This is a genomic window from Nonomuraea guangzhouensis (assembly GCF_019396345.1).
In the GTDB taxonomy this organism is placed as follows: Bacteria; Actinomycetota; Actinomycetes; order Streptosporangiales; family Streptosporangiaceae; genus Nonomuraea; species Nonomuraea guangzhouensis.
Genome location: NZ_JAHKRM010000015.1, coordinates 15,448 through 29,114, shown reverse-complemented (window position 1 = coordinate 29,114; position 13,667 = coordinate 15,448). Strand labels below are relative to the sequence as shown.

Sequence of the window (13,667 nt, the reverse complement as noted above, 5' to 3'; positions counted from 1 at the left end):
CGGGTCCGCACCTGCGGAAGAGTAGACGTATGAACGTGACGTTCGTGCTCGTGCACAGCCCGTCGGTGGGGCCTTCGACCTGGACGCCGGTGGCCCGGGCCCTGGAGCGGCGGGGATACGCCGCTGTGGTGCCCGACCTGACCGAGGTGGCGCGGCGCGGCTCTCCCTACTGGCCACGGGTGGTGGAGGCGGTGCGCGCGGCGGCGCCCGAGACGCCGATCGTGCTGGTCCCGCACAGCAACGCGGGGTTCTTCGTGCCGGTGATCAAGGAGGGGCTGGGCGATCGGGTGGTGGCGTGCGTGTTCGCCGACGCGGCTCTGCCGCCCCGTGACGGGTTGGTGCGGGCGGCGCAGGAGGAGTTCCTGCCGTTCCTGCGTGAGCTGGCGGACGATGACGGCGTGCTGCCGCGCTGGACCGACTGGTGGAGCGACGACGACGTGGCCGCCCTGCTGCCGGACCCGCGGGTCCGGGCCGTGGTGGTCGAGGACCAGCCACGCCTGCCGCTCGGCTACTACACCGACCCCGTTCCCGTCCCCGCCGGGTGGGACGAGGTCAGGTGCGCCTACCTCTGGTACGGCCCGCCCTACGACAAGATCGCCGAGGAGGCGCAGGGGCGGGGCTGGCCCGTGCTGCGGACCCCCGGCCAGCACCTTCAGCAGGTCGTCGATCCCGAGGGGGTGACCGACGCGCTGCTGAAGCTCTCCCGGAAGTCGTGAATTCTTCACTGGGGCCCACCCCCATATCCCGAAATAGTCGTACGCATGACAGCGATTCGGGTGGAAGGGCTCAGGAAGAGCTACGGGGACTTCGCGGCGGTGAAGGGCATCTCGTTCGAGGTGGCCGACGGGGAGATCTTCGCGCTCCTGGGCCGGAACGGCGCGGGCAAGACCACGACGATCGAGCTGCTGGCCGGGTTCCAGCAGCCGGACGGGGGCTCCTGCCAGGTGCTCGGCCTCGACCCGGCGCGGGACCGGGCGGCCGTCAGGCGGCGCACCGGCATCATGCTGCAGGAGGCCGGGTTCTTCCAGGACCTGACGGTGGCGCGGACCGTCGACACCTGGTGTGACTTCACCGCCGCGCCACGGCCCCGCGACGAGGCGCTGGAGCTGGCGGGCCTGCTGCCGAAGGCGGGCACCCGGGTGCGCCAGCTCTCCGGCGGCGAGAAACGGCGGCTCGACCTGGCGCTGGCCCTGCTGGGCCGGCCCGACGTCCTGTTCCTGGACGAGCCGACCACCGGGATGGATCCCGAGGCCCGCAGGAACACCTGGGACGTCGTACGCGAGCTGGCCGGGCAGGGCACCACGATCCTGCTGACCACCCACTACCTGGAAGAGGCGCAGCGGCTGGCCGGCTCGATGGCCATCATGGACGCGGGCGAGATCGTCGCGTCCGGCGGGATGGCGGAGACCCTCGCCGCGCGGAGCGGGCGGGTGGCGTTCCGGCTGCCGCCGGGGACTTCACCGGCCGACCTACCGCTCCCGGTGACCCTGGAGGGTGAGACGGCCGTGTGCCGGGCGGCGGACCCCGACCTGGCCGCGCAGACGCTGCTGAGCTGGGCGGCCGAACGCGGCCTGCGGCTGGCGGGCCTGGAGGTCCGCACCGCCACCCTCGAAGACCTCTTCCTCGACCTGTCCGGGAGCCACCGATGAGCTACGCCGCCACCTACCGGCTCGGTACCAGCCTGTTCTGGCGGGACCGGGCGATGCTGTTCGCCTCGGTGATCACGCCCGTGGGGCTGAGCGTCGGCCTGCCGGTGCTCATGCGGCACGTGACGGCCGACGGGGTGGCCAACGCCACCCAGCTGTCCCAGAGCATGGCCTCGGTCCTGCTGTCGCTCACCGCGTTCATGAACGTCGCCGTGGCGCTGACGACCCGCCGCGACCAGCTGGTGCTCAAGCGGCTGCGCGCCACCGGCCTGACCGACGGGCAGATCCTCGCCGGCCAGATCGCCAGCACCGCCACGCAGACCATGCTCCTGATCGCGCTGTGCACGGTGGCGGTGCGTCTGCTCGCCGACGTGCCGTTCCCGGCGAACCCGCTGGTCTTCGCCGGTGCCGTTGTCGCCGGTTCCGTCGTCCTGGCCACGCTCGGCGTCGCCTACACCGCCGTGATCCCGCGTACCGAACTGGCCGCCGCCGCCACGATGCCCTTCTTCCTGCTGGCCGCGATCGCTACCGGCGTGATGGGACCGATCCGCGACGTCCTGCCCGCCTGGGTGGGATCCGTACTCGACCTGCTGCCCACCTCCGCCGTGGTGCACGCCGTCAGAACCGGCGAGGTGGCGCTGCCCGCGCTGAACCTGGCCGTGTGGGCGGTCGTCGGCGTCGTGGCGATCCGGCTCTGGTTCCGGTGGGAACCCCGGCGGTCATAATGGGCCGGTCATGAACTCGTCCTCCGCGCAGCGGCTCGCCCGCGTCCTGATCACGACCGTCTCGGTCGCGTACTCGCTGATCGGGCTCATCTACTTCGCCAGCGGCCCACGCAACGGGTTCGTGGCGAGCGCGGCCGTGATCGGCGTGATCGTGACCCATTACCTCAACATGCGGGCGGGGTTGCGGGGCGAGCGGCCACCCCGCTTCCCGCTCACGCTGGTGCTGCAGGCGGCCGCCACGTACGTGCCCGACTATCTGCTGCCGTCCGGCTGGTCGGCCGTGTCGGCGCCGATGCTGGCCGGAGCCCTGCTGGTCTTCCTGCCGCTGCGCTGGAGCGGTCCGCTGGTCGGCGCGATGACGCTGTGGACCGGCGGCTCGATCTTCCTCTGGTCCGCCAACCCGGTGATCGCCCTGTTCTACGGCCTGTCCGTGGCCACCACCGGCACGATGATCTACGCCATGGTCCGGTTCGTGCGCGTGACCGTCGATCTCGAACACGCCCGCGCCGAGCTCGCCGAGGCCGCCGTGCTCAAGGAACGGCTGCGCATCTCCCGCGACCTGCACGACGGGCTCGGCCGCAGCCTGACGGCGATCGCCCTCAAGGGCGACCTGGCCGGCCGCCTGATGGACCGCGACCCCGCCGCGGCGCGCGGCGAGGTGGGCGAGCTGGTGCAGGTGGCCAGGGAGGCGGCGCAGGACGTGCGGCAGGTGGCGCGGGGGTATCGGGAGTTGTCGCTGGCGAGTGAGGTGGATCGGGCGGTGGCGCTGCTGGAGTCGTCGGGGGTGGGTTGCCAGGCGCACCTGGCCGATGCCGCGCTGTCGAGGCAGTCGGAGGCGGCGTTGGCGTGGGGCGTGCGGGAGGCGGTGACCAACGTCCTGCGGCACAGTCGCGCCACCACCTGCACGATCAGCACGTCCCTGAAGGAGGGCAGGCTCCGGCTGGAAGTGGTCAACGACGGAGCCCCAGACGCCTACGACCCCGGCGGCGGGCTGACGGGGCTGGCGGAGCGGGCCGCCCAGGCGGGCGGGACGGGCGCCGCCGCCGCGGCCGGCACCGGCGGGGTCCGCCCAGGCGGGCGCGACCCCCGCCGCCGCGACCGGCACCGGCGGGTTCCGCCTGACGATGGAGGTGCCCGCGTGATCCGGGTCCTGCTGGCCGAGGACATGCACATGATCAGGGCGGCCCTCACGGCCCTGCTCCGCCTGGAGCCGGACATCGAGGTGGCGGCCGAGGTGACGCGAGGCGACGAGATCGTGCCCGCCGCGCTGAAGACCCGCCCCGACGTGGCGATAGTGGACATCGACCTGCCGGTGATCGACGGCATCACCGCCGCCGCCGAGCTCCGCGAACGCCTCCCGTCGTGCCGCGTCCTGGTTCTCACGGCGATGGGGCAGCCCGGCCAGGTACGCCGGGCGCTCGCGGCGGGCATCGAGGCGTTCCTGGTCAAGGACGCGCCCGGCGACCGCCTCGCCGACGCCATCAGACGCACCGCCGCCGGGCTCCGGGTGCTGGACGCGGAGCTGGTGGCATCGGCGATGGAGTACGGCGAGAGCCCCCTCACCCAGCGGGAGAGCACTGTACTGAGGGAGGCCGCCCGGGGCGCGTCGGCCGAGGAGATCGCCGCCCGCCTCCACCTGTCGGCGGGCACCGTCCGCAACTACCTCACGGGGGCGATCACGAAGACGGGTGCCCGCAACAAGATCGACGCCATCCGCATCGCCGAAGACGCGGGCTGGCTCCTTTGACCGCCTTTTGGGCGGTCAGACGTCGGTGACGCGTACTCCGGCGTGGGCCTTGTAACGGCGGTTGATGGAGATCAGGTTCGCCGTCAGCGCCTCGACCTGGAAGGCGTTGCGCAGCCGGCCGCCGTAGACCCCGCGCACCCCGGGGATGACCGCCGCGAGTGCCTGCACCGTGTCGGTGGCCTCGCGGTCGTCACCGAGCACCAGAACGTCCAGATCGACCTTGTCCACCGCCGGATCCATCAGCACCACGGCCGACACGTGGTGGAACGCGGCCACCACCCGGCTGTCCGGCAGCACCGCCGCGGCCTGCTGGGCGGCACTCCCCTCCTCGACGGGCAGCGCGTAGGCGCCCTGCTTGTCGAAGCCCAGCGGATTGACGCAGTCGACCACGATCTTGCCGGCCAGCTCGGTACGCAGCGACTCCAGCAGCGCCTTGTGCCCGTCGTACGGCACCGCGACGATCACCAGATCGGCCTCGGTGGCGACCACCGCGTTCTCGGCCCCCCGGGCACCGGAGCCGATCGACTCGGCCGCCTCCTGAGCGCGCCCCGCACTCCGCGAACCGATCAGCACCGGGTGCCCGGCCAGCGCGAACCGCCGCGCCAGCCCCTTCCCCTGGTCTCCGGTCCCGCCCAGAATCCCGATCGAAATGCCGTTCACAGTCATTCCGCATTCTTATCAGCCCGTTTCACGGCTGAGAACGCCGGGGCTGGTGCGTGGACCCGCTTCGTGGTACGGATCCGGCGAGATCACTTCCGTACCAGGGAGGTCTTCCTTGCGTTTATCCATCGCCCTCTTGAGCATCGCCGTTCTCCTGACTCCCACGGCCGCGACGGCCCACGCCGCCGAGCCGCCCCCGCCGGCCGTACGGGACTTCGGCAACGGTCCCGAGCGGAACGAGCAGGCGGCGGACGTGTCCGCCGAGACGCTCCGCGCCGCTACTGAGGAGCCGTTCCACGAGCGGAACCGCGGCTACCCCCGGCAGAACCAGCTCCCGATCCCCGCCGAGAACCCCGCCGACGCCTCCATCAAGCTCGGCCTCGTGCCGTACCACGGCATCGCGCCCAGACTGAACGACCTGCAGCAGCGGAGCAAACGGGTGAGCGCGGAGATCATCGGCCGCTCGTACCAGGGCCGCGACCTCTACCTCGTCACCGTCACCGCACCGGAGAGCCGCGAGGAGGCGCGCGAGCAGAGCAGGATCCGTGACCGCATCGAGCACGATTCGGCAGCGGCGGCCCGCGACCGTGGGCTGCCCAGGAAGTACAAGGCGCCGCTGTTCGTCAACAACAACATCCACGGCAACGAGTGGGAGGGCACCGACGCCACTCTGCGGGTGATCGAGGAGCTCGCCACCAGCGCGGATCCCGCGGTCGCCGACCTGCTCAGCCGCACGCGGTTGTACTTCAACGTCACCGCCAACCCCGACGGCCGCGTCAACGGGGTGCGCGTCAACGGCGCGGGCTTCGACCTCAACCGCGACTTCGTCACCGCCTCGCAGTCCGAGGTACGCGCGATGCGCCAGGTGATGATCGACACCCAGCCGGTCACCATGATCGACCTGCACGGCTACGTCAACGGCACGCTCATCGAGCCCACGACGCCGCCGCACGGAGCCAACTACGAGTACGACCTGTTCATCAAGAACACCTACGCCAACGGGCTCGGCATGGAGGCCGCCATCAAGGCCCTGGGGCACACGCCCGAGGCCGACGGCGTGTACCCGCCGCAGATCCCGTTCCGCGACTCCGCCGAAGGCTGGGACGACTGGCCACCGATCTTCAGCCCGCAGTACGCGCCGTTCCATGGCGCGGTCGCTTCGCACACCGTCGAGATCCCGCTGCGCGTCAACGGCTCCGACTACACCAATCTGCCCGTCGACGAGCTGCGCCGCCGCTCCGGGATCAACACCGCCATCGCCGCCGCCGCGATCCGGGCGACGTACGGCTTCGTGCGGGCCAGGCACGACCAGCTGATCGCCGACCAGATCGAGGTCTTCCGCCGGGGCGCCGCGGGCGAGCCGTCCAGGACCGTGCCGCTCGGCATCGTGCCCGGCTTCGGCCCCGAGGACGTGTACAACACCACCTTCCCCCGGGCGTACGTGATCCCGGCGGGCGGCGGGCAGCGTTCCGCGACGGCCGCGGCCCGGCTGGTGGACCACCTCATCGCGAACGACGTCGAGGTGGGGCGGGCCAAGGGCTCGTTCCGGGCGGGTGGCAGGACGTATCCGGCGGGCTCGTACGTCGTCGACATGCGCCAGCCCAAGCGCGGCCTGGCCAACGTGATGCTGGAGGCGGGCGCCGACATCTCCCCCAGGGTCGATGCCATGTACGACATCTCCGGCTGGAGCCACGCCCTGCTCTGGGGCGCCACCGTGGACGGCGTCACCTCCCTCCAGGCGCGTGCTTTTGAGCCGGTCAAGGCCGCCGCACCGACGGGCTCGGTCCCTAGGGGCCACGGCGCGCTCGCGCTGAAGGTGATCGACGCCAAGGAGGTCATGGCGTTGAACGCGCTGCTGGCCCAGGGGGTGACGGTGACCTGGGTTCATGACGGCACCGTGATCGTGCCGGCCGCCGCCCGGCAGGTCGCGCGCACGGTCTCCGACCACTACGGCGTGGCGTTCACCCCGGCAGGCTCTGTTGGGGGTACGCCGCTCACCCAGGTGCGGATCGCGGCGGCCACCTCGGCGGACGAGCTGTTCACCCTGCGCGAGCTGGGCTTCCCCGTCACCCCGATCTCCACGGCCACCCTCAACGGCGGCTTCGACTGGAGCGGGACCGACGTCCTGTTCGTCTCCAGCGGGCTGAGCTACACGGCGCTCAACCCGGCGGCCAAGGCAGCACTCGACGCATTCCTCACCTCGGGCGGCGTGGTCACCCGAGGCAGCACCGGCGCCGCCTTCAACACGGCCGCCGGACTGCTCACCGCGACCTCCGTCGCCGGACGCGGCGACGCCAACGGCGTCGCTCGCGTGGTCTCCTCAACCGGTCCGGTGGGCAGCGGCTCGCCCGGCTACTCGTTCGTGTACTCGCCGCGCTGGTTCACCGGGCTCGGCCCCGAGGTCACGGTCGAGCAGGCGTACGCGACCGAAGGCCCGCTGGTCTCCGGCCACTGGCGCCCCAACCCCGACGGGACCGGCGGCCAGGACGCGGCCAGAGGCCAGGCGGCCGTGGTCAGCGGCCGTGACGAGAGGGGCGCGGCCGTGGTGCTGTTCGGCACCGAACCGATGTTCCGCAACCACCCCAAGGGCCTGTTCCCGCAGGTAGCTAGGGCCCTGTACTGGTCGACGTCCGTCACGGGCGCGGCCGTCACCACACCCTGATCCCTCTCAGGCCGCCACACGAAGCGAGCCCACAGCGACCTGTGGGCTCGCCCGTGGCCGGGGCTCCTAGGTTGTCCCGTTCTTCAACGACCGCTTTCCCGGCGTTGTCCGGCCGGTTAGTTTCGATCATTAGATCTGGCATCTCATCGGACCTGCTCGAGGGCGCGATTCATCCCGCCCGCGACGCAGTCCATGCAGCGGAGGAATCCCCCTGATGCGAGTTGTCCCCCTGTTGACCGCGACGGTCGCCATCCTGGCCGGCTTGGCCGTACCGGCTACGGCACAGAGCAAGCCGACTGACACCACCCACACGCGGCCCATCGAGGTCCGCCGCGACCGCCCGGACCCGCGGCTGCCCGTCGTCGTGCGGAAGTCCGGCGAGGCACTCATCGACCTGAACGTATCCGCGCCAGGCACGGACTGGGCGTCGAAGGGCGCCGAATCGGCGGTCGTGTCCGTCTCGGTCGACAACCGATACGTCACCGACCTCGTGGTCTCCGGCAGCCAGCGCCTCCACCGGCAGCTCGCCCTGGGCCGACTCACCGCAGGTGTGCACCAGCTACGTCTGCACTTCGCCGCCGAGCGCTCCGCCGCACCGAGCAAATCCGTCGTGGTGGACACGCTGAAGGTCTCGACGCACGCGCAGGGCACCCCCGACAACCTGGTACTGCGCTACGCACCCGTCGTCTACGGCCGCAACCTCGCCGCCCTTGGCACCCCGTACCAGAACGCGACCACCGACACCCCGCTCATCGCCTGGCACGACTCGGTACCGGCCGCCACCCCCGGCCACACGAAGCTCACGTACTCGGTGGTGTGGAGCAACGAGGACGGCGGCACGAACACACCAGCGCTGATGGCCCGCTGGGGCCGCACGACCGACATCGAGTGGATCTACAGCGTCGAAGTAGACGCGAACGGCGACCGCGTCGAGGGCAGCGACACCTACCAGGCCCCCGACCACCAGACCCTGCACTTCACCGGCAAGTACGAGAACGACCACGCCCTCCTGCAGACCTGCACGTCGAACAACAACATGTGCGACACCGTGGACGACCCCATGCGGTTCTTCCTGTCGTACCTGCCGACGCTCCCGGCCGGCGAGGCCCGCGAGTACCTCATGGACGCCAACCCGTGGACGTACGAGATCATGGCCAAGGAGATGCTCCGCGAGAGCAAGATCGAGGCCCCCTCGGCCACCACACCGACCACGCCCGAGGTGAGCGACCAGCGCAACTACCTGTACGCGGTGGTCAAGAAGACCACGCAGCCGGCGAACGCGGGGTCGTCCTGGGTCGGGGTCGCGCTCGGCGTACGTCTGGTCAGCGGTGAGACCGTCTATCTGTCGAACCATGTGGACCCGACCTGGTCCATCCAGCGCGACGACCCGGCGGCGACCACGGTCGAACTGCCCGCGGGCACGACGGCTGACGACATCGCCGAGGTGACCGCCCACCGCGTCGTGGTCGGCACCGACACGGGCGCCACTGTGCATGTCACGGCGATCAAGCGCGGCTTCCTCCTGGGCCAGAACTACCTCCCCCAGCAGTCGTTCCTGACCTGGAACGGCGACGTCACCCTCAACAGCACCACCACCTCAGCCGTCCTCTGGCACCGCTGACCCCACTTGCGTGGCGGGCGCCGGTCGGCGCCCGCCACGTCAGTAATGGGCGATCGTTTTGGTTCCACGCCTCGTCTCCTCAGTGGAGGAGACCGAGCAACAAGGCGTTCCACTGCGCATCCGCCTGCTTGTCCGGCCATCGATCGCTTTCGTCGACGATCCGCTTGTCCGGCCCGCTTCGGGTACGCCGAATGAACCGCTGCCCGCCCGCCTGACACAGCACGTAGAACGGGCTGCTGCACTCGCACGTCCACGCGACGACCCGCACATCATGGCCATATGGCACGTTCCATATCAGCTTCTCGGCATGCGACCGCGCCGGGTACGGGTGCCGGCTGATGCATTGCGGAGGAAACCACGCTGGATCATCCATCCAGGACACTCCAAAGCACCTCACTTCGCGCCCTCACCTCCTTACCGCACAGGCAGATGTACCGCTTTTCGTGGACATCTCCGCCCACACCACCCGCCGCCGGTAGCCCTCATCGCGCACGCCCCATCTCGCCGCGACCGCTTCCACCAGCCACAGCCCTCGCCCGCCACACTCCTCGGCGTCGGCCTTATGCACCTCGGGAACGGTCACCGCTGACCCGTCGTCGATCACCTCGATGTAGGCCATCACGGCATCCAAGGAGGAGACCTCCACCGTGACGAACCCGCCGGGCTCGCCGGATGCGGTGTGCGCCACGGCGTTCGTCACCAACTCGCTGACCGCCAGCCGGACATCACTCACATCCTCGTGCCCCGCGACGATCAAGACCTCAGCCACACACCGGCGAGCCACCGATACCGAACTCTTCACCCCCGGCAACACGATCTCGGCCAGGAACAGCCCGCTCATTGCGCAAGCTCCCAGGTTCGACCAGACACGTTCACGTCGAGCTCGCCCACCTCTCCGAGTCGGCCCTGGCCGCTCGAAATGGTGATGAACAGCTCCCCGCCGCGTAGTAACTGAACCAGGGCGGGCACCCTCTTTTGACGCATAACACAGGCCGACCCCTCCAAACAGAGGGATTCATCTCGATCCCGAATGGGCCGCGTCCGGCTATGCCTCATCGCTCCAACCGCCCATCACCTACAGGAACCAATAGGGGCATTCACGCCGTATAAGCACAATGCCCGGGTCTGCGAAATTGCATCTTTCGTACTGCACCTGCCGGTACTCGACCAACAGCCTTAAACGCCCCGGCTCGTAGCCGTCCAGACGCGTCACGATGTCGTACGACCAGTTCAGGGGCTTGCCTCGCCGCAGATCTACCGCCATGTGCTCGCCCATGGCCAGGAGGCGCCAACCGCATGAATGAAGGAACCCGCCCGACCTATGGCCATAACATCATATAGATCACGTACGAAGAGAACTGTGCAGATTGCACCATTTCACGCATCCGCCTTTCCGTACGCAGTCATCATGGCCCTACTCTGCGCTACCCGTCAATGCACTGTGCACTTTCTAAGTGATTGAAACAATTGATGGGTCCGCCCATCGCCTACCTGGCACACTGGCCTCCATGCCATCGACCTACAGTCCGACAGTGAGATTGCGGCGACTTTCGCGCGAATTGCGCAGAATGCGAGAAGAAAAAGGATTGACCCCCGAGGCCGCCGCCGCTCAACTCGGCTGGAGCCGAAGCAAGGTAAGCCGCATCGAAACCGGCCGTACGATGGCAAGTCGTTCCGACGTTGCCGCCGTCTGCGATCTGTACGGAGCCAATTCGTCGGAGCGCGCCGGCCTGATACAGCTCGCCAGCGAGGTACGCCAGCGCGGATGGTGGACCGCCTATGCCGACGTGTTCACCGGCTCCTACATCGGGCTGGAAGACGAGGCGGCTCTGATTCGCCAGTGGGAAGTCCAACTCATCCCAGGTCTCCTGCAAACCGAAGACTATGCCCGAACCGTGATCTCTATGCATCGCCCCGAGGGCGACGCGCAGCGCCGTGTCATGGCGCGTATGGCGCGACGTACGCTGCTCAGTCAGCCGAACGCACCGAGCCTCAACGCCATCCTGGATGAAGCTGTCCTCCGCCGCCCGATCGGCGGCCGTCGAGTGATGCACGAACAACTGGAAGCGTTGCTGATAGCGGCCAGGCGGACCAACATAACAATCCAGGTCCTTCCCTACCACACAGGGGAACACGCAGGACTGGAAGGAGCCTTCACCATCCTCAGCTTCTCCGACGAGAACGACCCCAACGTTGCCTACGTGGAGAGCACGGCCGGCGACATCTACGTCGAGAGCACAGAGCAAGTCGAACGATGTACGCTCATATTCGAGCGGATCCGCGGTGCGGCCCTGTCCCCGGAAGACTCCCTGCGGCTCATCTCTGAAACCAAGGAGGATCTATCGGATGATTGATCTCTCACAGGCCGATTGGCACAAGAGCAGCCACAGCGGCAGCGGCAACAACTGCGTTGAGGTGGCTCACAGCCTTCCGAACGTTGTCGCGGTTCGGGACAGCAAGGATCGCAGCGGACCGGCGCTGATCTTCACTCCCGGTGAGTGGCGCGCCTTTCTGGCAGGCGCCAAGGACGGGGAGTTCGACCTGGCCTGAACCCGGCATGGGTTCAGGGAGCTCTGAGGTGAACGTCTGCGTCATGGGTAAGACGCGTTCGTAGCCGAGGGCGGAGCCTCGATCATTGCGCCTGCTTCGCCGCATCCGCTTCCACGATTTACGGCCCTCGATGGAAGGTAGGCAATGGCCGAGACGTGGACGGGCTCCACAGTGCCGCGTCGCCAGTTCGCCCTTACCTGCGCGACCTGCGTAACGGCTTGTACCTAACGGCCGGGGCGGCGGCGTTGAGCCTGGAATGGTCGGAAGCGAAGATATGGAAAATCGGAGGGTTCATGCAGCCTTGGGCGGCACGTTCAGCATGCTGGAGTTCCCACACACCAAGGATCCAGACATTGTTTACCTAGCGCTGGCGACAGGTGATCTGATACTGGAACTTGTGCTCACCTGAATCCTTCTGGATCGTCCCGACTTAAAAGACCTTTGACGCCGGGCTTCGATCTCGCCTGCTACCGCACCGCCGTCCGGCAGGCCCTGCCGCACGCGACCATCGTGGTCGACCACTTCCACCTCATCGCCCTGGCCAACAAAACACTCACCGCCGTCCGTCAGCGCGTCACCCGCCAGCAGCGAGGCCGCCGAGTCTGCGCCGCCGACCCCGAACGGGCCAACCGCCGCCGCCTGCTCCGTGCCCGCGAGAACCTGACCGAACAGGCCTTCACCCGCATGTGGAACGCCCTGACCGACCAAGAACCCACCGGACAGATCCTCACCGCCTGGATCGCCAAAGAAGAACTACGCTCCCTGCTGGCCTGCGCCCGCCAGCAGCAGCCCCGCTCGGTGATCTTTCACCGGCTGTTCCGGTTCTCCACCTGGTGCGCCACCTCCAACATCCCTGAGCTGATCACCCTGGCCCAGACGATCGACGCTTGGTGGCCCGAAACTGGCCTTCATCACCACAGGCGTCACCAACGCCCGCACCGAAGGAACCAACCGCCTCATCAAAGATGCCGCCCACGTGGCGTTTGGCTTCCGCCACCTCACCAACCAACGCCGACACGTACGGTTGGCCTGCACACATCAAAACGATCAACCCAGCGACTAGGGTGACTACCCCCTTCAAAATCGAAGAACCGCCTTGACCCCGCGAAAAATCCATCGATTAGACCAGCATGCCCGACCGACGACATCTTGCATTTGTCCAGCTCAAAGCAATTGTAGGTTTCCTACAACATGCCCTACAGCTTGACGGTAACGGAGGCGTACGTCAGCGCCTGAAGCGGCTCCCATCCCCGGTCCGCTCGATCCACCCGAACCGACGAAAGCCCCTCCTACGTCACTGAGACTCCAGCCAATACCTTCGAGCTGATCTGCTGCATCGGCTGGGCTGGAGCTGGCAGGTGCCGACCCGGCGGGCAGTCGAGCGCGACGAAGCAGCGATCACCGCCTGGCGCAACGATGTCTGGCCGGAGGGAAAAGAGCCGCGGCGGACCTGGACGCCTGGCTCTGTTTCCAAGACGAGGCCGGTCAAGGCCTGAGACCCCCGAAAGGCCGCAGCTGGGGGGCGTGGGGTGACGCCGGTGGTCACGGTGTCGGGCAGCGGGTCGGGTACGGTGATGATCGCCGGGTTGATCGCCACCAAGCCCGGCCGCACGCCTCGGCTGATCTACCGGATCCGGCTGCGGCGAGGCCGCAAAGGCGAGCGCAAGTCCTTCTCCGAGACCGACTACGCAGCCCTGCTCGATGCCGCCCACCAGCAACTGGGCGGCCCGATCATGCTCGCCTGGGACAACTTGAACACCCACCTCAGCGCGCGGATGCGGGACCTGGTCGAGCGCCGTGCCTGGCTGACGGTCATCCAGTTACCCGCCTACGCCCCCGAGCTCAACCCGGTCGAGGCGGTCTGGGCCCATCTGAAACGGTCCTTGGCCAACCTGGCCAAGAAGACCCCGAACGAACTCGCCCGGCTGATCAAGACCCGGCTGAAGAAGATGCAGTACCGACCCCAGCTGATCAGCGGATTCATCGCCAAGACCGGCCTCGACCTCAAGCCCCCATAACCAGCGTTTAAAGCTCTCTATCTACACTGACCATAAAT

Annotated in this window: 14 protein-coding genes; 11 read left to right on the top strand and 3 right to left on the bottom strand. The window is 68.3% G+C overall.

The window, feature by feature from the left end; all coding sequences use genetic code 11:
* Positions 1–29 precede the first annotated feature (29 nt).
* Genes KME78_RS29465 through KME78_RS68535 form a run of 4 tightly spaced genes read left to right on the top strand, consistent with a single transcriptional unit; the run spans position 30 to position 4,118 of the window.
* Positions 30–716, top strand: a complete 687-nt coding sequence (locus KME78_RS29465) for a lipase family protein (RefSeq protein ID WP_219532652.1) — start codon at positions 30–32, stop codon at positions 714–716.
* Positions 717–761: 45 nt separating this feature from the next.
* Positions 762–1,649: an ABC transporter ATP-binding protein gene (locus tag KME78_RS29460; RefSeq protein ID WP_219532651.1), complete on the top strand. Its 888-nt coding sequence runs from the start codon at positions 762–764 to the stop codon at positions 1,647–1,649.
* Positions 1,646–2,371: an ABC transporter permease gene (locus KME78_RS29455; RefSeq protein ID WP_219532650.1), complete on the top strand. Its 726-nt coding sequence runs from the start codon at positions 1,646–1,648 to the stop codon at positions 2,369–2,371. Before KME78_RS29460 ends, KME78_RS29455 begins: the two co-directional genes overlap by 4 nt.
* Before the next feature lie 10 nt (positions 2,372–2,381).
* The gene (locus tag KME78_RS68535; protein WP_219532649.1) at positions 2,382–4,118 is read left to right on the top strand and encodes a helix-turn-helix transcriptional regulator; all 1,737 of its coding nucleotides are present in this window, start codon (positions 2,382–2,384) and stop codon (positions 4,116–4,118) included.
* A 15-nt stretch (positions 4,119–4,133) separates the two neighbouring features.
* Here KME78_RS68535 and npdG read toward each other — a convergent pair whose 3' ends face one another.
* Complete coding sequence (gene npdG, locus KME78_RS29445) at positions 4,134–4,784, bottom strand: NADPH-dependent F420 reductase (RefSeq protein ID WP_219532648.1); 651 nt, start codon at positions 4,782–4,784, stop codon at positions 4,134–4,136.
* Between the two features lie 109 nt (positions 4,785–4,893).
* Here npdG and KME78_RS29440 point away from each other — a divergent pair, with 109 nt between their 5' ends.
* Both KME78_RS29440 and KME78_RS29435 read left to right on the top strand, forming a co-directional pair.
* A complete protein-coding gene (locus KME78_RS29440; RefSeq protein WP_246652064.1) occupies positions 4,894–7,440 on the top strand; it encodes a M14 family zinc carboxypeptidase in 2,547 nt (848 codons plus the stop codon).
* Positions 7,441–7,654: 214 nt separating this feature from the next.
* Positions 7,655–9,061, top strand: coding sequence for a hypothetical protein (locus KME78_RS29435; RefSeq protein ID WP_219532646.1), 1,407 nt, complete (start codon positions 7,655–7,657; stop codon positions 9,059–9,061).
* 79 nt (positions 9,062–9,140) lie between these two features.
* Here KME78_RS29435 and KME78_RS29430 read toward each other — a convergent pair whose 3' ends face one another.
* Positions 9,141–9,434: a hypothetical protein gene (locus tag KME78_RS29430; protein WP_219532645.1), complete on the bottom strand. Its 294-nt coding sequence runs from the start codon at positions 9,432–9,434 to the stop codon at positions 9,141–9,143.
* Between the two features lie 33 nt (positions 9,435–9,467).
* On the bottom strand, positions 9,468–9,902 hold the full coding sequence (locus KME78_RS29425) for an ATP-binding protein (protein WP_219532644.1): 435 nt from the start codon (positions 9,900–9,902) through the stop codon (positions 9,468–9,470).
* 667 nt (positions 9,903–10,569) lie between these two features.
* Between KME78_RS29425 and KME78_RS29420 the strand changes: the two genes are divergently transcribed.
* The 5 genes from KME78_RS29420 to KME78_RS29400 all read left to right on the top strand — a co-directional run bounded on the left by KME78_RS29420 (position 10,570) and on the right by KME78_RS29400 (position 13,629).
* Positions 10,570–11,415 (top strand): helix-turn-helix domain-containing protein, encoded by an 846-nt coding sequence (locus KME78_RS29420; protein WP_219532643.1) that lies wholly within the window; start codon positions 10,570–10,572, stop codon positions 11,413–11,415.
* Positions 11,408–11,611, top strand: a complete 204-nt coding sequence (locus KME78_RS29415) for a DUF397 domain-containing protein (RefSeq protein ID WP_219532642.1) — start codon at positions 11,408–11,410, stop codon at positions 11,609–11,611. Before KME78_RS29420 ends, KME78_RS29415 begins: the two co-directional genes overlap by 8 nt.
* Positions 11,612–12,052: 441 nt before the next feature.
* Entirely contained in the window at positions 12,053–12,679 is a 627-nt protein-coding gene (locus tag KME78_RS29410) for a transposase (protein ID WP_219532641.1), read from the top strand.
* 260 nt (positions 12,680–12,939) lie between these two features.
* Positions 12,940–13,107, top strand: coding sequence for a helix-turn-helix domain-containing protein (locus KME78_RS68105; RefSeq protein WP_372454971.1), 168 nt, complete (start codon positions 12,940–12,942; stop codon positions 13,105–13,107).
* Positions 13,108–13,140: 33 nt separating this feature from the next.
* Positions 13,141–13,629 carry a transposase gene (locus tag KME78_RS29400; RefSeq protein WP_219532639.1) on the top strand — a complete coding sequence of 163 codons (489 nt, stop codon included), beginning with the start codon at positions 13,141–13,143 and terminating at the stop codon, positions 13,627–13,629.
* The last annotated feature ends 38 nt before the right edge of the window (positions 13,630–13,667 follow it).

Excerpts from the sequence above, each read along its gene's own strand:
- KME78_RS29465 (WP_219532652.1), top strand. The coding sequence starts at position 30 with ATGAACGTGACGTTCGTGCTCGTGCACAGCCCGTCGGTGGGGCCTTCG.
- KME78_RS29460 (WP_219532651.1), top strand. The coding sequence starts at position 762 with ATGACAGCGATTCGGGTGGAAGGGCTCAGGAAGAGCTACGGGGACTTC.
- KME78_RS29455 (WP_219532650.1), top strand. The coding sequence starts at position 1,646 with ATGAGCTACGCCGCCACCTACCGGCTCGGTACCAGCCTGTTCTGGCGG.
- KME78_RS68535 (WP_219532649.1), top strand. The coding sequence starts at position 2,382 with ATGAACTCGTCCTCCGCGCAGCGGCTCGCCCGCGTCCTGATCACGACC.
- npdG (WP_219532648.1), bottom strand. The coding sequence starts at position 4,784 with ATGACTGTGAACGGCATTTCGATCGGGATTCTGGGCGGGACCGGAGAC.
- KME78_RS29435 (WP_219532646.1), top strand. The coding sequence starts at position 7,655 with ATGCGAGTTGTCCCCCTGTTGACCGCGACGGTCGCCATCCTGGCCGGC.
- KME78_RS29430 (WP_219532645.1), bottom strand. The coding sequence starts at position 9,434 with ATGGATGATCCAGCGTGGTTTCCTCCGCAATGCATCAGCCGGCACCCG.
- KME78_RS29425 (WP_219532644.1), bottom strand. The coding sequence starts at position 9,902 with ATGAGCGGGCTGTTCCTGGCCGAGATCGTGTTGCCGGGGGTGAAGAGT.
- KME78_RS29420 (WP_219532643.1), top strand. The coding sequence starts at position 10,570 with ATGCCATCGACCTACAGTCCGACAGTGAGATTGCGGCGACTTTCGCGC.
- KME78_RS29415 (WP_219532642.1), top strand. The coding sequence starts at position 11,408 with ATGATTGATCTCTCACAGGCCGATTGGCACAAGAGCAGCCACAGCGGC.